The organism is Acidimicrobiales bacterium (assembly GCA_041394265.1).
Classification (GTDB): domain Bacteria; phylum Actinomycetota; class Acidimicrobiia; order Acidimicrobiales; family SZUA-35; genus JBBQUN01.
In genome coordinates this window covers 4,502,523-4,524,315 of record JAWKIO010000005.1, presented here as the reverse complement: position 1 = coordinate 4,524,315, position 21,793 = coordinate 4,502,523, and the positions used below count along the sequence as shown (strand labels likewise).

Annotated in this window: 15 protein-coding genes; 4 read left to right on the top strand and 11 right to left on the bottom strand. The window is 66.0% G+C overall.

Features of this window, described 5'->3' with window-relative positions:
* Positions 1–31: 31 nt before the first annotated feature.
* The 6 genes from R2733_21740 to coaE all read right to left on the bottom strand — a co-directional run bounded on the left by R2733_21740 (position 32) and on the right by coaE (position 10,980).
* The gene (locus R2733_21740; protein MEZ5379136.1) at positions 32–1,507 is read right to left on the bottom strand and encodes a bifunctional UDP-2,4-diacetamido-2,4,6-trideoxy-beta-L-altropyranose hydrolase/GNAT family N-acetyltransferase; all 1,476 of its coding nucleotides are present in this window, start codon (positions 1,505–1,507) and stop codon (positions 32–34) included.
* Between the two features lie 136 nt (positions 1,508–1,643).
* A complete protein-coding gene (gene uvrA / locus R2733_21735) occupies positions 1,644–4,505 on the bottom strand; it encodes an excinuclease ABC subunit UvrA (protein MEZ5379135.1) in 2,862 nt (953 codons plus the stop codon).
* 122 nt (positions 4,506–4,627) lie between these two features.
* Complete coding sequence (locus R2733_21730) at positions 4,628–6,343, bottom strand: hypothetical protein (GenBank protein MEZ5379134.1); 1,716 nt, start codon at positions 6,341–6,343, stop codon at positions 4,628–4,630.
* 63 nt (positions 6,344–6,406) lie between these two features.
* On the bottom strand, positions 6,407–8,131 hold the full coding sequence (locus R2733_21725; GenBank protein ID MEZ5379133.1) for a hypothetical protein: 1,725 nt from the start codon (positions 8,129–8,131) through the stop codon (positions 6,407–6,409).
* A 154-nt stretch (positions 8,132–8,285) separates the two neighbouring features.
* Positions 8,286–10,316 carry an excinuclease ABC subunit UvrB gene (uvrB, locus tag R2733_21720; protein MEZ5379132.1) on the bottom strand — a complete coding sequence of 677 codons (2,031 nt, stop codon included), beginning with the start codon at positions 10,314–10,316 and terminating at the stop codon, positions 8,286–8,288.
* Positions 10,317–10,326: 10 nt separating this feature from the next.
* Positions 10,327–10,980: a dephospho-CoA kinase gene (gene coaE, locus R2733_21715; protein MEZ5379131.1), complete on the bottom strand. Its 654-nt coding sequence runs from the start codon at positions 10,978–10,980 to the stop codon at positions 10,327–10,329.
* A 208-nt stretch (positions 10,981–11,188) separates the two neighbouring features.
* Here coaE and R2733_21710 point away from each other — a divergent pair, with 208 nt between their 5' ends.
* The 4 genes from R2733_21710 to R2733_21695 all read left to right on the top strand — a co-directional run bounded on the left by R2733_21710 (position 11,189) and on the right by R2733_21695 (position 14,375).
* Complete coding sequence (locus R2733_21710) at positions 11,189–12,964, top strand: sensor histidine kinase (protein ID MEZ5379130.1); 1,776 nt, start codon at positions 11,189–11,191, stop codon at positions 12,962–12,964.
* Positions 12,965–13,113: 149 nt separating this feature from the next.
* Positions 13,114–13,740 (top strand): response regulator transcription factor, encoded by a 627-nt coding sequence (locus R2733_21705; GenBank protein ID MEZ5379129.1) that lies wholly within the window; start codon positions 13,114–13,116, stop codon positions 13,738–13,740.
* A 109-nt stretch (positions 13,741–13,849) separates the two neighbouring features.
* On the top strand, positions 13,850–14,038 hold the full coding sequence (locus tag R2733_21700) for a Flp family type IVb pilin (GenBank protein MEZ5379128.1): 189 nt from the start codon (positions 13,850–13,852) through the stop codon (positions 14,036–14,038).
* Between the two features lie 151 nt (positions 14,039–14,189).
* On the top strand, positions 14,190–14,375 hold the full coding sequence (locus R2733_21695; GenBank protein MEZ5379127.1) for a Flp family type IVb pilin: 186 nt from the start codon (positions 14,190–14,192) through the stop codon (positions 14,373–14,375).
* Positions 14,376–14,618: 243 nt separating this feature from the next.
* On the opposite strand, the gene R2733_21690 is transcribed toward R2733_21695, so the two are convergent.
* The 5 genes from R2733_21690 to R2733_21670 form a co-directional block, all read right to left on the bottom strand.
* Positions 14,619–16,145, bottom strand: a complete 1,527-nt coding sequence (locus R2733_21690) for a hypothetical protein (GenBank protein MEZ5379126.1) — start codon at positions 16,143–16,145, stop codon at positions 14,619–14,621.
* Between the two features lie 56 nt (positions 16,146–16,201).
* Entirely contained in the window at positions 16,202–17,146 is a 945-nt protein-coding gene (locus tag R2733_21685) for a type II secretion system F family protein (protein ID MEZ5379125.1), read from the bottom strand.
* Positions 17,139–19,082 (bottom strand): type II secretion system F family protein, encoded by a 1,944-nt coding sequence (locus R2733_21680; protein ID MEZ5379124.1) that lies wholly within the window; start codon positions 19,080–19,082, stop codon positions 17,139–17,141. Before R2733_21680 ends, R2733_21685 begins: the two co-directional genes overlap by 8 nt.
* Positions 19,079–20,389, bottom strand: a complete 1,311-nt coding sequence (locus R2733_21675; GenBank protein MEZ5379123.1) for a CpaF family protein — start codon at positions 20,387–20,389, stop codon at positions 19,079–19,081. Before R2733_21675 ends, R2733_21680 begins: the two co-directional genes overlap by 4 nt.
* Positions 20,390–20,474: 85 nt before the next feature.
* Entirely contained in the window at positions 20,475–21,788 is a 1,314-nt protein-coding gene (locus R2733_21670) for a P-loop NTPase (GenBank protein MEZ5379122.1), read from the bottom strand.
* Positions 21,789–21,793 lie beyond the last annotated feature (5 nt).

The following is a 21,793-nucleotide window of genomic DNA, read 5'->3' as shown; positions in this document are numbered from 1 at the left end:
GTGGTCCTTCCGTGGTCGCCGGATCGACGCTTCACACCCATCGATCGGTCCGTTCGTAGTGCAACACCTTCACCCCCGGGTCGTGATCGCCGTTCTCGACGCCCGGGTGGAAGCCGGCGAGCGTGAACGCAGTGATCGATGCGGCGTTGTCGGCCTTGATCAGCGCCTCGACGCGCTGAACGCCCGACTCGGCGAAGCAGGCGCGCAGCCCAGCGAGGATGAGTGGAGTGGCCAAACGGCGGCCGCGAGCGTGTGGCGCAATCACCACACCGATCACGGCGTGTCCGCCAGGAGACCGCTGAAACCGAACATGCCCGATGTCGTCGTCACCGACTCGACCGACATAGAGGAACGAGTCCGGATCCTGGAGACGTCGGTCGATCCATGCAAGATGCTGATCGAGATCGATGACGTCGCTGTCGAAGCTGCTCGATCGGGTGGTCGCATCATTGCGCCACGCCAACAGCATCGCCGCGTCCTCGAGGTCGACCGGTCGAGTGACGATGGATGCAGCGTCGATGTGGGCCAGGCAACGCCGGGCCCCCCGGCCATCGACGAGCGCGCGTCCGGCCTTCGACATCGCCTCACGGCGCTCCCGATCCCCCAGCAGGTCAACGACCGCCGACACCAGGCGGGCGCCGTCGAGATCGGCGAGGCGGCCGAGATCGACCGCCGCCCCCGCCTGTCCAAGGGCTTTGGTCACGGGCACCTGATTGTCGGCGATCGAGACGAGGACGGCGGGTGTGCCGAGGCACGCCAACTCCAGTGCCGTGCCTCCGGCGGCGGCAATCGCCACCGGCGCGTTGGCCATCGCGCCGACGGGCGACTCGGCGCGATCCAAACGAGGCACGTCGGCCAGTTCGGGAGGTCGGTGGCCCATGAGCAACATCGACTCGGCCATGACCTTGCTGAAGTGAGCGAGCGCCGTCGAACCGTTCGATGCGGTCGAGCCACCGAGCGCGATCACCAGGGGGCCCACGCGCTCGACGGCGTCGTCCCTCACCGCAGCGGCGAACTCGGGTCGTAGCAGTGCGAACGACGGGCCGTGCAGCGAGACCGGAACCGAGACGTCGGCCCGTCCCGCAGCCACGTTCGGGTCGACGGCGATGTCGACGTTGCGGCGCCCGGCCTGATCGTGGTCGTCGATCGACACGATGATCGGGCGGTTGCCGCCGACGTCGTTGCTGCCCAGCACCTCGGCGACGAAGGCGTCGACACATCGATCATCGAACCGATAGCCGTCGATGACGACGACGTGCGGCGTGTCCTCCAACCCCATCGCTCGGAGCTGCTCGCCCGCATCGCCGCTCGAAGCGGTGAGCAACTCGGCGCGGCCCACCAACGGCGCCAGCGTCGGGTCGAGCTGATCGACGAACAGCACGGCGCGTCCGCCCTGTTCACACCAGCTGTCGCACAGCGCCGCCGTTCGCACCAGGTGTCCCAGACCCGTCGCTGCACCGTTGGCGACGCGACCAACCAGCAAGCGGCCTTGGGACGGAGTCTTCACCCGCTCCAATCGGCACGAGCCCGTGCCATATGAGGCCGAAGAACGAGCTCAACGAGCTCGTTCTGCCACACCAGAACTCAACGAGCTCGTTCAGCCCACACCAGAACTCAGCGAGCTCGTTCTCCCACACCAGAACTCAACGAGCTCGTTCTGCTGTCCCGTCGAGGAGTGGGCCCAGGAACTGGCCGGTGTAGCTCCCCGCCACCGACGCCACGTGCTCCGGCGTGCCCGACGCCACGATCTGACCACCACCGGACCCACCCTCGGGACCGAGGTCGATGATCCAGTCGGCGGTCTTGATGACATCGAGGTTGTGCTCGATCACGAGCACCGTGTTGCCTTGGTCGACCAGTCTCGACAATACGGTGAGCAGGCGGCGGATGTCCTCGAAGTGCAACCCGGTGGTCGGCTCGTCGAGCAGGTAGATGGTGTGGCCTGTGGAACGTTTCGCCAGTTCAGAGGCCAACTTGACCCGCTGAGCCTCACCACCGGACAGGGTCGGCGCCGATTGCCCGAGGCGCACGTAGCCCAATCCGACGTCGACCAGCGTCTGCAGGTGACGGGCGATCGGCGGCTGGTTGGAGAAGAACTCGAGGCCCTCGGCGATCGGCATGTCGAGCACTTCGGCGATGTTCTTACCCTTGAACTGGATCTCGAGCGTGTCGCGGTTGTAGCGGGCGCCCTTGCAGACCTCGCATGGCACGTAGACGTCGGGGAGGAAGTGCATCTCGATCTTGATGGTGCCGTCGCCGGCACACGCCTCGCATCGGCCGCCCGCCACGTTGAATGAGAATCGGCCGGGCTGGTAGCCACGGACCTTCGACTCGTTGGTCTGGGCGAACAGCTTCCGGACGTGATCGAACACGCCCGTGTAGGTGGCGGGATTCGAGCGCGGGGTGCGTCCGATCGGCGACTGATCGATGTCGATCACCTTGTCGAGGTGCTCCAGCCCGCTGAGCGAGGTGTGGAGGCCGGGCGGGATCTTCGACTTGTAGATCTTTTGCATCAACGCCCGGAGCAGGATCTGGTTGATCAGGGTGGACTTGCCCGAACCCGACACGCCGGTGACGGCAACGAACAGCCCGAGCGGGATCTCGACGTCGAGGTTCGTGAGGTTGTGTTCACGTGCCCCGTTGATCACCAGCCGATCAGACCCTGGAGGACGCCGTTTGGCCGGCACCGGGATCTTCTTTCGGCCAGAGAGGTACTGCCCGGTGATCGAGGACTTGCGCTTCTTCAGGCCGGCGACGTTGCCGCTGTAGACGACCTGGCCCCCGTGCTCGCCGGCGCCGGGGCCGATATCGACGACGTGGTCGGCCACGGCGATGGTGTCTTCGTCGTGCTCGACGACGAGCACCGTGTTGCCGATGTCGCGCAGGCGCATGAGGGTCTCGATGAGCTTGGCGTTGTCGCGCTGGTGGAGCCCGATCGAGGGCTCGTCGAGTACGTACAGCACCCCGACGAGACCCGAACCGATCTGGCTGGCGAGTCGGATGCGCTGGGCCTCACCGCCCGACAACGTGGCGGCCGACCGACCGAGGCTCAGATAGTCGAGACCGACGTCGAGGAGGAACTGCAGGCGAGCGTTGATCTCCTTGATCACCCGTTCGGCGATGAGGAAGTCGCGTTCGCTGAACTCGATCGCTTCGAGCACTCGGGCGGCCTCACGGATCGACATGTGCGACAGGTCGGCAACCGAATACCCACCGACGAGACAGGCCAACGACAGCGGGTTGAGTCGCGACCCTTCACATGCCGGGCAGTCGACCTCGCGCATGAAGCCTTCGATCTGCTCACGCTGGGTGTCGGACTCGGCCTCGGTGTGGCGGCGACGCAGATAGGGCAGAATCCCCTCGAAGTTGGCAACGTAGGTGCGCTCACGCCCGTATCGATTGCGGTAGCGAACGGTGACTTTCTCGTTCTTGCCGCCGTTCAGCAACAGCTCGCGGTGCTTGTCGTTGAGCAGCCGCCACGGCTTGTCGGTGGGGATCTTGTGTGCGGCGCACACCGACTCGACGAGTCGGCCGAAGTAGCGGCTCTTGCCCCCACTCCACGGGCTGATCGCTCCTTCGTCGATGGTGAGGTCGGGGTTGGGGATGACCAGCTCGCGGTCGACCTCGTAGGTGGTGCCGAGGCCGTCGCATGACGAGCACGCGCCGTAGGGCGAGTTGAACGAGAAGTTCCGCGGCGCCAACGCCTCGAAGCTCTTGCCGTCGGAAGGCCGCGAGAGATGTTGGGAGAAGATGAGGGTCTGGGGCTCGTCGTCGGAGTCGCGTGGCGGGACGATCTCGATCTCGGCGACACCTTCGGCCAGGCCGAGCGCCGTTTCCATGGAGTCGGTCAGACGCCGCTCGATCCCATCGCGCCGAACGAGGCGGTCGACGACGACCTTGATGTCGTGCTGTTCGTAGCGCTCGAGTTCGGGCAGCTCCCCACCGAGTTCGATCAAGTCGCCGTCGACGATCGCACGCACGAAACCCTGACCTGCGAGGTCGGTGAGCAGGGTGTCGTAGGTGCCCTTGCGCCCCCGGACCACCGGCGCCAGCACCTGGAAGCGAGTGCCTTCGGGCAGCCGGAGCACCTGGTCGACGATCTGCTGTGGGGTCTGGCGCACCAGCTGTTCGCCGGTCTCGGGATCGTGAGGCACGCCGACCCGGGCGAAGAGGAGTCGCAGGTAGTCGTAGACCTCGGTGACCGTACCGACGGTCGACCGGGGGTTCCGGCTCGCCGACTTCTGATCGATCGAGATGGCGGGTGACAGCCCCTCGATGAAGTCGACGTCGGGCTTGTCCATCTGGCCGAGAAACTGGCGGGCATACGCCGACAGGGATTCGACGTACCGACGTTGCCCCTCGGCATAGATCGTGTCGAACGCCAGCGACGACTTGCCCGAACCGGAGAGCCCGGTGAAGACGATGAGCTTGTCTCGGGGGAGATCGAGGTCGATGTCGGTGAGGTTGTGCTCCCGGGCGCCCCGGATGACGATCTTGTTGCCCACCCGGAAAGGCTACCGCCGCACCGATCCAGAACACGTGTTCGGTGGAGGGATTTGGTGGCCCACGTTGCGGCCGTGCACCCGGTGGCCGGTCACGCCCCGTGGTCAGTCAACCCTGTGCTCAGTCAACCCTGCGGCGCGAACGTCCCCACTCGGTAGTCGAGGCCACTCACGAAGTCGACGGTTGCTGCCTCCACCTCGGTGAAGCCGTCGAAGGTCGGGGCGGCACCTCCGAGGTCGGGCGCCACGAAGAGGAACGACGCCACCCCGGCCTCGGCGAGAAGTTGGGCCGCTTCGTCCCGAGCGGGTGCGTCGGCCGCAGCAAGCATCGGCTGATCGAGGGCGATCGATCCGGCGCCGCGGGCCGTGAGCGACGAGTCGAACACCACGACGGGAGCGTCGAACGACGCGATCGTTGCGTAGAAGTCACCCATGGCACGCGACCGCTCGACCGTCCAGGCGACGCCCAACGCGGTGATCACAAGGCTCGCGCCCACCATCAGCGCCCAGCTGCTGCGCTCCACCCGGTGGCGGCGAGCGCAGGCGATCACGGTCAGCACCCAACCGCTGAGCAAGAGGTAGCGACCGCCCCACTGGGCTTCGAAGCCGCCAGTGCTCTGCACAGCGAGGATGCTCGGTATCGCGACCACGGCGTAGATCGACAACGCACGCGAGCGCCCGTCGCCCCAGCCCACGATCGCACCGACGACGACCAACGGGGTCGAGAACAGCAGGCTCGGCACGAACGAACGGCCATCGGCCAGTGCAGCGAGCACCACCATCAGCAGCGGCAACACCACCATGGCGACGACCGGTCGCTGTTCTGCGATGGTGCGTCCCGACCGCACCAGCACGACCGTGCCGAGGAGCAACAGCAGCCCGAGCGCGATGCCGGCAGGACGCACGTCTGAGGGAACGAGGAGGGTGACCAGCGCGTCATGGAGTCGAGCGTCCAGCTTGGTCCCGGCGAGGCTGGCCGTGCCGCCGGCGCGACTCGAACGCAGCACGCTGCCCAGGACCAGGCGTTCGAAGACGGTGTTCGCCATGAGCATGGCCAGACCGCCGGTCGCCATGGCGATCGAGGACCTGAGCATCACCAACGGCCGAGCCGTCGTGGCGAGTCCGATCACGAGCCCGATACCGGCCAGCGCACCGTAGACGAGGGCCTCTTGCCGCATGGTCGCCGCCAAACCGAACAGCAATCCGGCGGCCAGCGCCGGGGCCAGCCGATGGTTGTCGACGGCCGTCACGACCGCCACCAGACCCCACGACATCAGGGCCAGGCCCGGTGCGTGTTCCCAGAAGGCAAGGGAGTACACCGTGACTGGGGTGCCGAGTCCAACGATCCAGAAGGCCACGGTGCCATCCGTCGGCCCGAGCATCGCCGCCAGCCGTCGTGCCGCAGTGGCGGTGAACACCCCGCCGAGGACCGGCAAGATCATGGCGAGATGCATGCCGCCGAGCTCATGGAGCGGCCACGCCAGGTAGAGCATCGGGAACGTGGTTGCGTTGACCCACTTCCCGTCCATCACCGATGTCGAATAGAACGGGTACAGCGAACCGTCGGGATCGAATGCCTCGGCCCAGTAGCCAAGGTCGAGTGAGCCATTCGAGGACAGCACCGTCATCGTGGCGGTTTTTCCGCCCACGTCCGAGCCGAGGCTCGACAGCGGATCGACGATCAGCGACATCCCGAACAGCACCACGAAGAGAACGATCCAACTGGCACGGCCTCGAAGCAGTCGGGTGATCCCCCGCGCGCGAGGCGCACCGGATCGCCGGTCGGCCTCATCGTCTTCGTGGAGCACGTGAGGGCCGTCGAGTGTCGTGGAGGTCGGCACCTCACCCCATCGGCCCGGAACGGACGAGTTGAAGCCGATTGCTCCAGTCGTCGGTGGGCGAGATCAGGGACGCGCGAAGGTGATGACCTCGAGCTCCACACCCGGGAGGAGCGGGATGCGGTCGCTGCCAACGACATGGAAGCCCTCGAAACTCGCCGTCAGTGTCGCGACTCGTTCGTCGTAGCTCCGCTCAGCTTGAGCGTCGCCGTCGAGTACCGATGCCTGATAACTGACGAATCCGAACGACTCGTAGCCGAGAGCGGACACGGCCGCTCCCGCTTCCCGGCGCGACTCGTCGCCAGTGGCGGCGAACCACTGCTCGTTCCGGGCCACCGGACCTGACTCGCGTGCGGCGTGCGGATCATCGAAGATGAGGACGGGCTCGGGCCGTTCGGCCAGATCGGCGGTTGCATTGGCGAATCCGCTGCTGCGCTGGCCGAGCCAGGCGACCCCCAGCAGCGTGATCACCGCTGACAGCACCAACAACCCGCGACCGGCGTGTCGCGGGACTCGGTCGAGTTCGACGAGCCCGATCGTGGCCAAAAGTGCACCGCTCGCCAGCAGGTACCGCCCGCCCCACTGAGGTCCCGCACCACCGGTGTACTGGGTGAGCCAGATCATCGGCAGCGGGACGACCGCCATCGCCCAGGCCAGCTGGAGGCCCGTTCGCCGGAGACCGAGGACGAGCCCGAGGCCTGCGATCGGCGAGGCGAGCAACAGCCCCGACACGAACGACAGTCCGCCGACGGCGAACCCCGCGATCAGGAGAAGGTAGACCAACGCAACGAGCAGGCCGCCGCGCACCGCCCAGGCGCCGGTGTTCCGTGCGGTGGCACGGTCGTCGCCGGCGCCGAGAGGAGCCCGGCCGCCTTCCGCCGTGAGCAGCGCGAAGCCGGTGATCAGCACACCGACGAGCAGGAAGGCCGGTACGAGCGGCAACCGATCGATCGAGCCGAGCGTCACGACGGCCTCGTGCAGGCGCAGCATTGCCTTGCCACCGGAGCTCGAGGCCGTGCCGGTCGTGCGCCCGGTGCGCAGCGATGAACCCATCGCCACCACCTCGAGGGCGACACCGGCAGCCAGCATGGCCACAGTGGATGCGGCCATGCCGAGCGCCGGAACCAACGCCGAGACCGACCGCCGTCGCAGGCCAAGCCCGACGACGATCACCCCGGCGACCGCGCCATAGACGAGCGCCTCCTGCCGCATCGTCGCCGCTGCTCCGAAGGCAAGTCCTGCGCCGATGCCGTGCACGACGCTCGAGCGACGAGTCAGATCGAGAACGAACGACATGGCCCACAGCATCAGGGCCAGGCCGAGCGTGTGTTCCCAGAGGTCGAGTGCGTAGATCGCCACGGGTGTCGCCGACCCGATCGCCGCCATCGACAGTGCGCTCCGACGCACGACCTCGGCCCTCGGCCGGCCAGCAAGGAGTTGGCGAGCGATGCGGCCTGCGGCCCACGCCGAGGCCACACCACCGAGCATCGGGACCAGGAGCGCGAGCTCGTAGCCGCCCCATCGATAGAGCGGCAGCGCAAGGTAGATCATCGGCAGGCTCGTGGCGTTGACCCACTGCCCGTCGATGTCGAGCGTGCCGTACATCGGGTAGAGCGAGCCGTCGGGATCGACCGACTCGGCCCAATAGCCGAGGTCAGGACGAAGATCGCCTCGCTCGGCCATTGCGTCGAGTGTCGCCACCTTGCCGCCGGTGTCTGTGCTGAGATAGCCGCCGCCATCGGTGAACACGCTGCACACCAGGTAGAACGCGAGCAGGAGGACGGCGATCACGACCGGCCTGGTCCACGGCGGTGTGGACGATGGCGTCGGTTCGTCGGTGAGGGAACGATGAACCCGCGGTCGGTCGGTGGTCGGTGCGATCACACCGCTCTATCGGCAGCCAGGTCGACGCTCTGAGCAGGATCCAGATCGGTGTATGGCGCGGTCAGCGCACGGCGTCTTTCAGTTCGCGGCGCAGGTCGCGAATCTCGTCTCGCAGGCGAGCCGCGTATTCGAAACGGAGATCGGCCGACGCCTCGTGCATCTCGATCTCGAGGCTCTGGATGAGGCGTTCGAGGTCGGACTCGGGCATCTCGGCCAGATCGCGGATCCGTTTCGCTTCCTCGGGCCGCCGTTTGCGCTTGTCGCCGCCCGGCACCGGCGCGGTGCCATCGCCATCGGGCCGCAGCATCGACAGGATGTCGGTGACCGCCTTGCGAATGGTCTGCGGATCGATGCCGTTGGCCTCGTTGTAGGCCATTTGCACGCCTCGACGACGGTTGGTCTCCGAAATGGCGTTCTGCATCGAGTTGGTGATCTTGTCGGCATACATCACGACACGGCCCTCGACGTTTCGGGCCGCTCGACCGATGGTCTGGATCAGGGAGGTCTCCGAGCGGAGGAACCCTTCCTTGTCGGCATCGAGAATGCAAACGAGCTGGACCTCGGGCAGGTCGAGGCCTTCTCGCAACAGGTTGATGCCGATGAGGACGTCGAAATCACCGAGTCGCAGACCTCGGAGGGTCTCGATGCGCTGGATGGTGTCGATCTCGGAGTGCAGGTAGCGGCAGCGCAGGCCCTGCTCGAGCAGGTAGTCGGTGAGGTCTTCGGCCATCTTCTTGGTGAGAGTGGTGACGAGGACCCGACCGTCGTTCTCGATGACCGCCGACACCTCGCCGAGCAGGTCGTCGATCTGGCCCTTGGTCGGCCGGACGACGACTTCGGGGTCGAGCAGGCCGGTGGGACGAATGATCTGCTCGATCGGTTCGCCGGAATGTTCGAGCTCGTAGGGCCCGGGGGTCGCCGACACGAAGATCACCTGACCGGTGCGCTCGACCCACTCCTCGAACCGCAGCGGGCGGTTGTCGGCCGCCGACGGGAGCCGGAAACCATGCTCGATCAGGGTGTCCTTGCGCGATCGATCGCCGGCGTACTGGCCGTTGAGCTGGGGAACCGCGACGTGGGACTCGTCGATGATCGTGAGGTAGTCGTCGGGGAAGAAGTCGAGCAGGGTGTAGGCGGGCTCGCCCGCAACACGACCGTCGAGATGGCGGCTGTAGTTCTCGATGCCGTTGCAGAAGCCCATCTCGGCCATCATCTCGAGGTCGTACTGGGTGCGCATGCGCAGCCGCTGGGCCTCGAGCAGCTTGTTCTCGGACTCGAACTCGGCGAGGCGTTCCTGGAGTTCGACCTCGATCGAGGCCACCGCCGCCGCCAGCCGTTCATCAGAAGTGGCGTAGTGGGTGTTGGGGAACATCACGAGTTCATCGAGCGAACCGAGGTGCTCACCGGTGAGCGGGTCGATCTTGGTGATGGTCTCGATCTCGTCGCCGAAGAGTTCGAGACGAACCATGAACTCCTCGTAGGCGGGGTGGACCTCGATGGTGTCGCCCCGGACCCGGAACTTGCCGCGAATGAGGTTCATGTCGTTGCGTTCGTACTGCATCTCGACGAACTGGGTGAGGATCGAGCGATGGTCGTATTCCTCGCCGGCCCGCAGGACCAGGAGCTTGCCCTTGTATTCCTCGGGGTTGCCGAGGCCGTAGATGCACGACACCGAGGCCACCACGATGGTGTCGCGTCGAGTGAGCAAGGCCGAGGTGGCGGCATGGCGCAGACGGTCGATCTCGTCGTTGACCGAGGAGTCCTTCTCGATGTAGGTGTCGCTGGACGGGATGTAGGCCTCGGGCTGGTAGTAGTCGTAGTAGCTCACGAAGTACTCGACCCGGTTGTCGGGGAAGAACTCGCGGAACTCGTTCGCCAGCTGCGCGGCCAGCGACTTGTTGGGCGCCAGGATCAGGGTGGGCCGCTGCACCTGTTCGATGGTCCAGGCGATGGTGGCTGACTTCCCCGAGCCGGTGATGCCGAGCAGAGTTTGCGCCTTTTCTCCCCCTTCGATCCCCTCGACCAGGCGTTCGATCGCCTGGGGCTGATCACCGGCAGGGCTATAGGACGAGACCATCTTGAACGGCGGCATGGTTCCCACTCTACCGAGGGGGTCTGACACCCTCTTTTTCCGGAGGCCAAGGCGTCGGAGGCAAGGTCTCGAGCCAGGCCCAGCAACGCGCGACCTCGGCGTCGAGCGACTCCAGACCGCCACCGTTGTCGACTACGAAGTCGGCGAGCGCCCGGCGTTCCTCGCGGGTCGCCTGCGCCGCCACTCGCGCCTCGGCGTCGGCCACGTCGAAGCCCCGGAACTCGACCAAGCGAGCGACGGCGACCTCGACCGGGCAGTCGACGACGATCACGGCCGACGCCTGGTGCTCGTTCTTGCTCTCGGCCAGGAGGGGGATGTCGAGGATCACGACCCCGTCGCCATCGGCAGCAGCATCCATCTGGGCCCGCATCTCTCGCCGGACTGCCGGGTGCACCAGCTGGTTCAACGCCTCGAGTTCAGCCTTGTCGGCGAACACGATGCCCGCCACCGCTGCACGGTCGAGGGTGGGGGCACCATCGGGATCCGTGGTGAGGATCTGGTCACCCCACCGCTCGACCATGGCCTCGAAGACGGGGGCGCCGGGTGCCTGCAGGTCCTTCACGATGGCGTCGGCGTCGATGATCTTCGCGCCCAGCGTGGCCAACCGAGCCGAGACCGATGATTTGCCCGAGCCGATGCCGCCGGTGAGTCCAACGAGTCGCATGCCTCTCCTGTTCGTAGGTGTCGTGTGTCATCAGGACGGGTCCGCCGGGGCCCATCGGCGCAGGTCGATGGCTCCGATGGCCCACTGGGCTGCGCCAACGGACCGGGACGAAATGAGCACAACGACTCAACATCGCCGGGCCAGGGCCGATTCTGACAGGGCACGGGCGACGACGCCATCCGGCGCTGCTGCCCAGCACACCCTCCCCATGACTGACACCCTCCCGCCACCGAACGTGAAGACGCTGCCTGTCGACGACATTCATCGAATCGACGCGTTCCGTGGCCTCCCGCAGAGCGACTCGTTCGAGCGCCGCGACCTGCGCGACGAGGGAGAGTTGGCGGCCGATGAGCGCCGCGACCGACTCGAGCCGTTCGGGCCCGCAGTGCTCGCCATTCGTTGGGCCACGGTCGCGCTGTCGGTCTCATTGGCAGCTCCGGCGTTCGTCGAGGCGGACCGGTTCGTCATCGTCGGCGTCATCGCTGTCATCGCCGTGGCCGCCGTCCGCAGCGTGACCCCCCAGCGCGACACCGGCGACAGTCGGGCAACGGCCGAGATCGTTGCCGAACTCGCGGTCCACGCCGTTGTCGTCACACTTACGGGACTGTGGCAGTCACCGCTGCTGTTCTCGCTGATGAGTACGGTCGTGATCGCCGGCTTCGCCCGCGGTTTTGCCTTCGGTTTGCGGATCGCTGCAACCACGGCCGCTGCCCTCACCGCCGGCCTTCTGCTCACCACCGACGATCTCGGGCTTGGGTTCGAACTGCCCGACGCCATCCGGTGGTCGGCGGTGCTGCTGCTCGTCGGCGTGGTCGCCGGCTACGGGCGCCGGATCTCCGGCGAAGCCGACCGCCAGCACAGCATCGCGCTCGGGCGCATGAACCGTCTCGCCGACGCCAACGCGCTGTTGTTCAACCTCCACCGGATCGCCCAGACCCTGCCCGCATCGCTCAACCAGGACGAAGCGCTGGACTCGACGATCAGCCGATTGCGCTCCCTGGTCACCTTCGACAGCGCAGCGATCCTCACGCTCGACGAGTCCGACGGGAACTGGGTCGTCGCTCGCCGCCAGGCGATGGCCATCGGGCAGCTTCTCGACACCACCGAGATGCCAGGCCCGGTTCGCCGTGCGATCGCCAGCAAAGCAGTCACGGTCAGCAACGATCTCGCCGTCGATGGGCCCGGGTTCAATCCCGGCTCGGGAAGTGGGGTCTACGCCCCGCTCATGGCCCGCGGGTCGTTGATCGGCATCCTCTGCATCGAGGCTCGCGATGTCGACGACTTCGACGCCCGCGACGTCGAGGTGCTGCGCCGCTACGTCGAACCGGCAGCGCTCGCCATCGACAACGCACGATGGTTCGGTCGGCTGCGCACGGTCGGCGCCGACGAAGAACGCACACGCATCGCTCGCGACCTCCACGACCGCATCGGACAGTCACTGGCGTATCTCGGCTTCGAGGTCGACCGGGTGATCCGACGTGACGCCAACGGCGAACCCGTCACCGAGATGCTGCGCCAGCTCAACGTCGACCTCCGTAGCGTCGCCGGCGAAGTCCGCGAGACGCTGTACGACCTTCGCACGAGCGTCGGGAACGAGAAGGACTTCGCTCGAACGATCACCGAGTTCGCGAACCGAGTGGCCGAGCGAAGTTCACTCACCATCGAACTGGATTGTGAGGGCTCCGAACGCCTTCCGATCCTCCAGGAGCGGGAGCTGTGGCGTATCGCCCAGGAGTCGCTCATCAACATCGAACGCCACGCGCAGGCCTCGCTTGTCGAGATCAAGTGGCGTTCCGACGGGACCAACGCCCTGTTGTCCATCACGGACGACGGCGTCGGGTTTCCCGTCGGCAAGGCCGGACGTCAGGACTCCTACGGGCTTCTTGGCATGCGGGAACGCGCATCAAGTATCGGGGCGACGCTCGAACTCGTTTCGTCGCCAGGAGAAGGGACAACAGTACGGTGCTTCCTCGCACAGGGGTAACAGACCAGTCATACGGCTCGAGGGCGACCGCCACGCGTGGCGCGACCCGACCCTCGGGTGACGGCAGCGGTCCTCCCCGCTTCCAGCAGCCCACCGGCCCGATTGCGTCGCAGCTCGGCGGCAGCAGCGGCCCGGGAACGATCCGCCTCATGCTTGCCGATGACCACCGCATGCTCCGAGAGGGCTTGCGCCGCTCGATGACCGAGCGCGGGTTCAACGTCATCGGGGAAGCCCGTGACGGCGCCGAAGCGGTCGACATGGCCACCTCGCTCCGTCCTGACGTGATCTTGATGGACGTCACGATGCCCGGTCTCGACGGTGTCGAGGCCACCCGCCAGATCAAGGCTCAATGCAGCGACGTTCGCATCGTGGTCCTCACGATGCACGCCGATCAGGACGTGCTCGCCGATGCCATTCGAGCCGGCGCCAACGGCTATCTGGTCAAGGACTGTTCGACCGATGAGATCGCGGCGGCGATCGAGACGGTCGCCGGTGGCGAGACCGCTCTCTCCCCTCGCCTTGCGGCCAGCATGCTGGCCGAGGTGCGACGGCAGGGCGATCACGTCGAGCCCGAACGAGTGGTCACCAAGCGGGAGGAAGAGGTCCTCCAGCTGATCGCCGACGGTTGTTCGACGCCGGAGGTGGCCGAGCAGCTCTTCATCTCGCAGAAGACGGTGAAGAACCACCTTGCCTCCATCTATCAGAAGCTCGATGCCCGAGATCGGACCCAGGCCGTTCTGGCTGCGGTCCGCATGGGCATCGTCACTCTTGATTGACGCTCGACATTTGGGCCACATGGCCCATCCAGTCGGGCGCCGAACGCGCCGATCAAAACATCAACAAGCCCGCAAGGGACCAAGTAACAACACCTGGAGAACATCCAAAATGCTGCATTTCGAATTCATCAAGGCCTACGCCATGGCTCACGCCAAGACCGAGCGTGGCGCCTCCCTCGTGGAGTACGCCCTCCTCGTCGCCCTCATCGCCGTGGTCTGCATCACCGCAGTCACCATGCTCGGTGAGTCCGCTGCGGAGAAGTTCTCGAAGGTCGACTCCTCGATCAACGGCGCCTGATTCCAAGCGAACCCGAAGACGAGATCTCGATCTTGTCTGACTCGAAGGCCAGGGTGGTGGGCGCATGCGCTCTCCCCCTGGCTTTCGTGCGTTTGCCTGCCGGGCGTGACGGCATCGGGTTCGCACGATCATCAACGGAGAACATGCTCTGATGCTGCACTATCACTTCATCAAGGCCTACGCCTTGGCCCGGGTCGAGAGTGATCGTGGCGCCTCCCTCGTGGAATATGCGCTGCTCCTCGCCCTGATCGCAGTGGTTTGTGTGACGGCACTCAACACCCTCGGCAAGACCACCGCGAACGAGTTCTCGCAGGTCACCTCGGGTATCAATCAGTAGTCGAACACGCCGACCTCACGATCGTCGCTGACATCTCGGCGACGCACACCGTCCAGCACGGCTGGCACGGAACGCCCACATCGGGCAACCGTGCCGGCCGTTCGACGTTTTCTCGAGTCCAAGCGCCCGACTCCCCCTCTGCAACTTTGGCGAGTTGATGCCGCTGAGAGGTGTCAACTCTCCAAAGTTGCGCCCTGGGGAAGGTGTCGAGGACTGGGAGAGGGGTAGGCGGCTGGGGTGGGCTCAGTGGCAGCGCTGGTCGGCCGTCGAACCGGCGCGGCAGGCGATCAGCCAGTCGTCGGTGCGGTGCGCGATGCGCCACTCCGGCGCTTCGGCGAGCCAGGAGGCAAAGCCGCCCTCGCCGTCCCAGAGGACGACGTCGGCCTCGTAGCGGTCGAGGATCTCCCGATAGTCGCCGCCGAAGAAGAGCGAGCGATGGTCATCGAGAATGTCGAGCGGATAGAAGTCGAAACGATCGTCGACGAACACCGAGGCGTCGGTGCCGTACCGGAGCTCGAGGTAGTTCCCCACGGTGTCGCGGTGGATCAGGTGGACGTCGGGATTGGCGACCAGGTCTCGGTCGTCGAGCCAGCTCACCTCGTCGACCGGGAAGGACTCGAGCGAGACCGGAGCCTGACCGGTCACCATGACACCACCGAGGCAGAGGCCGACGACCGACGTGATCGACACCGCCCTCGGGATGAAGCCTCGCATCGACGCCGTCAGCGTGCCGATCTCGAACCCGAGGTGCGGTGCGAGCGTGAGGGCCATCACGAGCATGGCCGGCGCGATGTTGCGAACGGCCAGCGCCGACGCGAACAGGAAGATGCCACCGGGAAGCAGCGCCGACCAACGAGCACCTCGTGCGGCGGCCACGATGTGGAGCCCGACGAACGCCACGAGCACGAGTCCCAGCGGCTCATCGAACGCCGGAGGCGACCATTCGCCGACATTGGCGAGCGCCTCACGACGGGTCATGAGGTGGATCGGGAACCACAGCAAGTCGAAGCCGAGCGGGCTGATCGCGCCGCCGAGCATCCCCACGCCGGCCCACCCGAGGACTCGAAGCTCGTGGACTGGAAGCCGGCGGTGGTCAATCGCTGCACCGACGGCGATGGCTCCGACGGCCACCAGGCCAAGCGGGAATGATCCGTGGCTGTTGACCCACAGCCACATGACGGGGAGCAAGCTCCACAGCGGGAGCATCTGCTGTTGCACCATCAAGAGCGCCACCAGTCCCAGCAGCCCGAACAGCGTCGGTCTCGGTCCCCACATGAAGGCAGCGACCGTGAGCGTCGCTCCGACCAGTGCAAGCCGAACCAGCAGCTGCTCCAGCCGCTGCGTGAGCTTCCAGGTGCCGGCGGCGATCAGCGCGCCCAATGCGCCATTGAGCAGCCGAATGGCGAAGCCTCCGACATTGGCATCGAGCCAGGCGTAGATGATCGTCGGCAACCAGCTCTGGACCGTGACCTTCTCCCCCGTCGCCGAGAACGAATACGGGTCGACCCTCACGATTCCCTTGCCATCGAGGAACGCCCGGCCGTTGGCGAGATGGGTGAAGAAGCTGTTGTCCGCGATGACCTGGCTGCCGATGAAGAAGCCCAGCAGGGCGAACATCAGCCCGAGCGCGACGCCGAGCGAGGGCCCGGGCATCGGGCGCTCACTCGGCTCGGTCGGTGTGCGACGGCGGTCGAGGACCTCATGGCCCGCTTCCTCGACGGCAACCGGTGCGGGATCGCGCCGGTCGAGTTCGGTGGTGAACGTGTCCATGAAGCGAGGCCTTCTGATCGGGCCGACGTCGCTGGTCGGCGGCAGGATCTCGGGTGCTAGAACGCCTTCGAGATGTTGATGATTGCGGGCCCGAGCACGACGACGAACAGGGCGGGGAAGATACAGAACACCATCGGGATCAGCATCTTGACCGGCGCCTTCTGCGCCATCTCCTGGGCCCGCTGGCGTCGCTTGATACGCATCTCGTCGGCCTGTGAACGCAGCACACGACCGATGCTCACACCGAAGGTGTCGGCCTGGATCATGGCGAGCACGAACGAGCGGACTTCGGGTGAGTCACAGCGGACATCCATGGCCCGCAGTGCGTCGGCTCGGGTCGAGCCCGCCCGGCTCTCACCGAGCACTCGGGAGAACTCGTCGGACAACGCGCCCGGCACGTTCACGATCACCCGGTCGAGCGCCTGCTCGAAGCCGAGTCCGGCCTCGACGGAGATCACGAGGAGATCCATCGTGTCGGGGAGCGTCCGCTGGATCTCCTTCTGACGGGCCTCGACCTTCTTGTTCAGCTGCGAGACCGGGCCAAGGGCACCCACCATCGCGCCCAGTCCGAGCATCGCGATCAGCTTGATGCCGCCGAGATCGAGCGGGTTGACCACGACCATGAAGATCAGCCAGAACGGGATGAACACGAACCCGAGAATGCGAGTGGCGAGGAATCGCTCGATGGCATCCGGGCTGCTGATACCGGCGGTGAGGTGCTTCTTGCGCACCGATTCGACGTACTCCGGCGGGTTGAAACGAGCACCGGCCTTGGCCAAGAACTCTGCGACCGGCCCGAAGAGACGTTCGCTCAGCGGAGCCAGCAGCTCCTGTTCCCGCACGTCTTCGATCTGCTCGTAGTCGTCGAGCTGGCGCAACGTTGCCCGGAGCGAGGACTTCTCCTCGGCCTGCGACAGCACCGTGTAGAGGACCAACCCGAGGCCGGCCCCCAGCATGCACACCAGGATGATCGGATTGATGCTTCCCAGGAGTTCAGACATTGATCGTCATCACCTTCTTCATCCAGGCCATGCCGATGGCCATGAGGAGCAGGCCACCTGCCAGCATGATCTTGCCGAGGGTTTCGGTGAACAGCAGGCTCATGTATTCGGCATTCATGATGTACATCACGAGCCCCAGCCCTGGCGGCATGCCGCCGAGCAACACGGTCGATGCCTTGCCTTCTGCGGTGAGTGCGGCGACCTCGCCCTTGAGGCGTTCACGCTGCACCATGGTGTCGGAGACCGTCATGAGCAGCTCGTTCAAGTTGCCGCCCACCTCTCGCTGGATGGCGATGGCCATGACCGCCCAGGCGAAGTCCGGGCTCGAGAGTCGATCAGCGGCCGATGCCAGCGCGTCCTCCAGCTCTCGGCCGAGGCGGGCCTCGGTCATCACCCGACGGAGTTCGAACCCCATCGGATCGCTGATCTCGTGCGACACGGCCTCGAGGCCCTGAGGCAGCGAGTAGCCGGCGCGGAGCGTGCCGGCGAGCAACTGCAGCGCATCCGGCAGCTGCTGCTCGAACTGACGCATCCGGCGCCGTGCCTTGAATCGCAGCACGAAGATCTGCACGAAGGCACCGATGACGGCCATGATGAGCCCGCCGAAGATCCCCCCGAAGAGCACCATGCCGAGCGCACCGGAAACGAGGATGCCGACGGCCCACAGACCCATGGCTTCGCCGGGACGCAGGGGCACTCGGGCCCGCTCGAGCATCTCCTCGACCTTGACCAGGAAGCCTCGGTCCTCGGCGAAGCTCTCCGACATCTCGACCGCACGACGCACCAGCGCCGTCTGGACGATCGCGGACTCTTCTTCGTCGAGCTCGTCGCCGAGCGCATCACCGGAGTACCGAGAGATCAGGCCTTCGAGCGAGGTCTCCCCGCCGGCGAACAGTGAGCCGAGCGAGAAGATCGCCAGGCCGATGGCGGCGAAGGCCAGACCGAGGGCGACGTAGAGGCCGATGTCCGAGCGGAAGAAGGCGAAGCCTGACGGTTCGATCACCTCACGGGGCGGGAAGCTCACCGGCTTGGTGAGCTTGATCCCGCCGGCATGCGAGTACGACACCGAGGCCGCACCGATGTTGACCGTGGTGTTGATGATCCGAGTCGAGTCGATCGAGCCGTCGTAGCTCACCAACAGCCGGTCGCTCGCTGCGCTGAGGGCGCGACCCATGACCGTGGTGACTTCGCTGTCGGACTCGACGCCGAGGGTGAGGCCGCCGGACTTGACGACGATGTCGTCGAGCTGGGATTCACCACCCTGGTAGCGGACCGAGATCAGCTGCGCCTCGGCGGCGATGAGGGCGCTCTGGATGCGAGGCACCTGCGCCGTCGACCCGGTGTCGATGCCACCGGAGAAGGCGATGATCGTGCTGATGCGGCCGTCGGCCGGGTCGATCAACGCCGCAGCGCGATCGAGGGCGTTGAACAGCTTCGCTCCACCCGACATCTCCATGGCGGCGATGGTCGCCTTGGCGGCTGCCTTGTCGGTCGAGCGATCGACACGAAGCACAGCGGTGTCACCGGCATCGACCACCGAGATGATCGTGCCCTCGGGCAGCTGATCGATGGCGCTGGCCACCGAGGCCTTCACGTTCTCGAACACATTGCCCTGGGCAAGGCGGTTGCTCGAGTCGATGACGTACACCATCTCGAACACTTCACCGGCCGCCGTGGCCCGCTGCACCTGCTTGACCTCGGCGGTTCCGTCGTCGGAGGTGACGACCACATCGCCCGCAGCGACGTCGTAGGTATCGGCGAGCAGGGTGACCTTCGTGACCGGATCGGTGGCGTCGATGGCATTCGCCACGATGACGGCCGGGCCGGCCGGTGTGTCCTGGGCTGCTGCGGCGGGAGCGACGAGCGCCAGGATCAACGCGAGGAGTGCCAAGAGCGAGAGTCCCCGCTTCGTGGCGGTGGGTGCGTTGCTGGTCATCGGCGACCTCGTTGGGCCGGGCCGGCCTCGGTACCGGTCGAGAACATCTCTGGACCCAACCGGATGCCGTGGTCGGCGAGCTTCTGAGCAAACTTCGGACGCACGCCGGTCGGCTTGAGCGAGCCCTTGAACCGGCCTTGTTCGTCGACACCGGCGCTGAAGTCGAAGAGGAACACGTCTTGCAGCGTCACGACTTCGCCTTCCATGCCCGCCACCTCGGTGATGTGGGTGATGCGGCGAGAACCGTCGCGCAGACGCTGGAGCTGCACGATCATGTCGACCGCCGAGGCGATCTGTTCCCGGATGGCTCGGACCGGGAGGTCGTAGCCCGCCATCAGCACCAGGGTTTCGAGGCGGCTGAGGGTGTCTCGGGGGTTGTTCGCGTGCAGCGTGGTGAGCGAGCCGTCGTGACCGGTGTTCATGGCCTGCAACATGTCGAGCGCTTCGCCGGAACGACACTCGCCGACCACGATCCGGTCGGGTCGCATACGGAGGGTGTTCTTGACCAGGTCGCGAATGCTGACCTCGCCCTTGCCCTCCACGTTCGGCGGACGAGTCTCGAGCGAGAGGACATGGTCCTGGATGAGCTGGAGCTCCTTCGCGTCCTCGACCGTGATGATTCGCTCGTCCGAGGGGATGAACGACGAGAGCACGTTGAGCATCGTGGTCTTGCCGGTGCCGGTACCGCCGGAGACGACGACGTTGAGCTTGCCGACGATGCAGGCCTGCAGGAAACGGGCGGAGTGGACCGACAAGGTGCCGAAGCGGATCAGGTCGTCGATGCGGAGCGGGTCGGCCGAGAACTTCCGGATGGTGAGGAAGGGCCCGCCGACCGAGAGCGGCGAGATCACGGCGTTGACACGAGAACCGTCGGGAAGACGAGCGTCACACAGCGGTGACGATTCATCGATGCGGCGACCGACCTGGGCGACGATCTTGTCGATGATGCGGCGCAGGTGCATCTCGTCGACGAAGGTCACCTCGTCGAGCGTCAGCTTGCCCTTGCGCTCCACGTAGATGCTCTTCGGACCATTGCACATGATCTCGGAGACGTCTTCGTCGCGGAGCAGCTTGTCGATCGGGCCATAGCCGAGGATGTCGTCGGAGACGTCCTGGATGAGTTGCGCCTTGTCGGCTGCCGACAGCGGCGTCCGCTCCTGGGCAATGGCGGAGTGGAGTGCCTCGTGGACCTTGCTTCGGAGTTCGTCCTCACCCAGACGCTTGTCGTAGAGGATCGGACCGAGCTCTTCGATGAGGGCTCCATGGACGCGATGGCGGAGCTCGTCGAGCGCAGGGTCGTTGCGCACGCTCAGCCCTGCTGGCGCAGCTGGGCGTCCGTCCCCGTTTTCATGCAACCGCTTGTACAACGACATTCTCTACCACCGCTCCTGTTCAAGAACCAAAGAACCGACGCCGGCCCGCGGAGGACTCGGCGACTGGGGCGGCCGCAGTTCCGTCGAGGAACATCGCGGCCAACTTTTCGAACTCCCGTGCCACGTTCGACCGATTGGCCGACAGGACGACGGGGCTGCCCTTGTTCACCGAGATCGGCACGACGACGTCGGAGGGAACATGGGCGATGGCGTGCAGCTGCAGCGTCTTCTCGACCTCACCGACATCGAGTTTCACTCGGGAGTCGGCACGGTTGAGCACGAGGTGCAGCTGCTCTTTCGGGATATTGAGCAGCGACAGCGTGCTCAGGCCGATCTTCACGTTCTTGATGTTCGGGATGTCGAGCCCGGCGACGAGCAAGATGTCGTCGCTGGCCTCGAGCATGGAGATCACCACGTCGTTGAAGATGGCGGGAAGGTCGACGACCACGTGGCCGACGAACGTCTTGAGCATCTCGATCAGCCGCACCATCTGCTCGCCGCTGATCTGATCGGCGAAGGTCGGTTCGAGCGGAGCCGGCAACACCATCATGCCGGTCGGCTGGTGCACCGTCATGAGCTGCTGGAGCATGCTCGGGTCGAGCTTGTCGATCTGGGACACGGCGTCGACGATCGTGTGCTGAGGCTGGAGCTTGAGCATCACCGACACGTCACCGAACTGGAGGTGCCCATCGATGAGCGCCACGGGACGATCCGACATCTGGGCCAGTGCACAGGCGATGTTGGTCGCCGTGACCGACTTGCCGGATCCACCCTTGGTGGAGAACACCGAGATGACTCGACCCGGGTCGCCCTCGAGCATCTCGAGGAACTCGGGCTCGGGAGTGCCGCCGGCCGCCGGGCGTGGCCGCACGGTCAGCCCCTCGGCCACCCGCCCGACCGTGTCGACCAACTGCATCTGGTCGATGGGGGCAGGAATGACATCCTTCACCCCGGCCCGCAGGGCGGTGTGGAGGAGGGTCGTGGTCAGTTCGCTGGTCACCAGGACGCAGCCCACCTCGGGGTTGGTGCGGCTCCAGCGCTCGACGACGGCGAGATCGGTCGGATCGACACACGATGGGCCGAGCACCACCACCACCGGCCCGAGCCCGAGCCGGTGCTCGAGATCGACCAGTGAGGCGACCGTTGCGACACCTTCGCCGAGCTGTGAGGCGAGGTAGTCGCGGACTGCCTGGTCGGAGTCGACGACCGCCAGGGCGGCGCCGTTGGGGAGGCGGATGTCGTTGGCGACAGGCTCCTCGGTGATGGTCTCGGTCGTTCCGTGCTCGTCGAAGTCGTCGAAGCGGAAGTTCGAGAAGTCTTCTAGCTCATCCATGTCGG

What these genes read in the sequence shown, in the direction of transcription:
- R2733_21710 (MEZ5379130.1), top strand. Translation starts at nt 11,189, where the DNA reads ATGACTGACACCCTCCCGCCACCGAACGTGAAGACGCTGCCTGTCGAC.
- coaE (MEZ5379131.1), bottom strand. Translation starts at nt 10,980, where the DNA reads ATGCGACTCGTTGGACTCACCGGCGGCATCGGCTCGGGCAAATCATCG.
- R2733_21670 (MEZ5379122.1), bottom strand. Translation starts at nt 21,788, where the DNA reads ATGGATGAGCTAGAAGACTTCTCGAACTTCCGCTTCGACGACTTCGAC.
- R2733_21705 (MEZ5379129.1), top strand. Translation starts at nt 13,114, where the DNA reads ATGCTTGCCGATGACCACCGCATGCTCCGAGAGGGCTTGCGCCGCTCG.
- R2733_21685 (MEZ5379125.1), bottom strand. Translation starts at nt 17,146, where the DNA reads ATGTCTGAACTCCTGGGAAGCATCAATCCGATCATCCTGGTGTGCATG.
- uvrB (MEZ5379132.1), bottom strand. Translation starts at nt 10,316, where the DNA reads ATGCCGCCGTTCAAGATGGTCTCGTCCTATAGCCCTGCCGGTGATCAG.
- R2733_21690 (MEZ5379126.1), bottom strand. Translation starts at nt 16,145, where the DNA reads ATGGACACGTTCACCACCGAACTCGACCGGCGCGATCCCGCACCGGTT.
- R2733_21700 (MEZ5379128.1), top strand. Translation starts at nt 13,850, where the DNA reads ATGCTGCATTTCGAATTCATCAAGGCCTACGCCATGGCTCACGCCAAG.
- R2733_21695 (MEZ5379127.1), top strand. Translation starts at nt 14,190, where the DNA reads ATGCTGCACTATCACTTCATCAAGGCCTACGCCTTGGCCCGGGTCGAG.
- R2733_21680 (MEZ5379124.1), bottom strand. Translation starts at nt 19,082, where the DNA reads ATGACCAGCAACGCACCCACCGCCACGAAGCGGGGACTCTCGCTCTTG.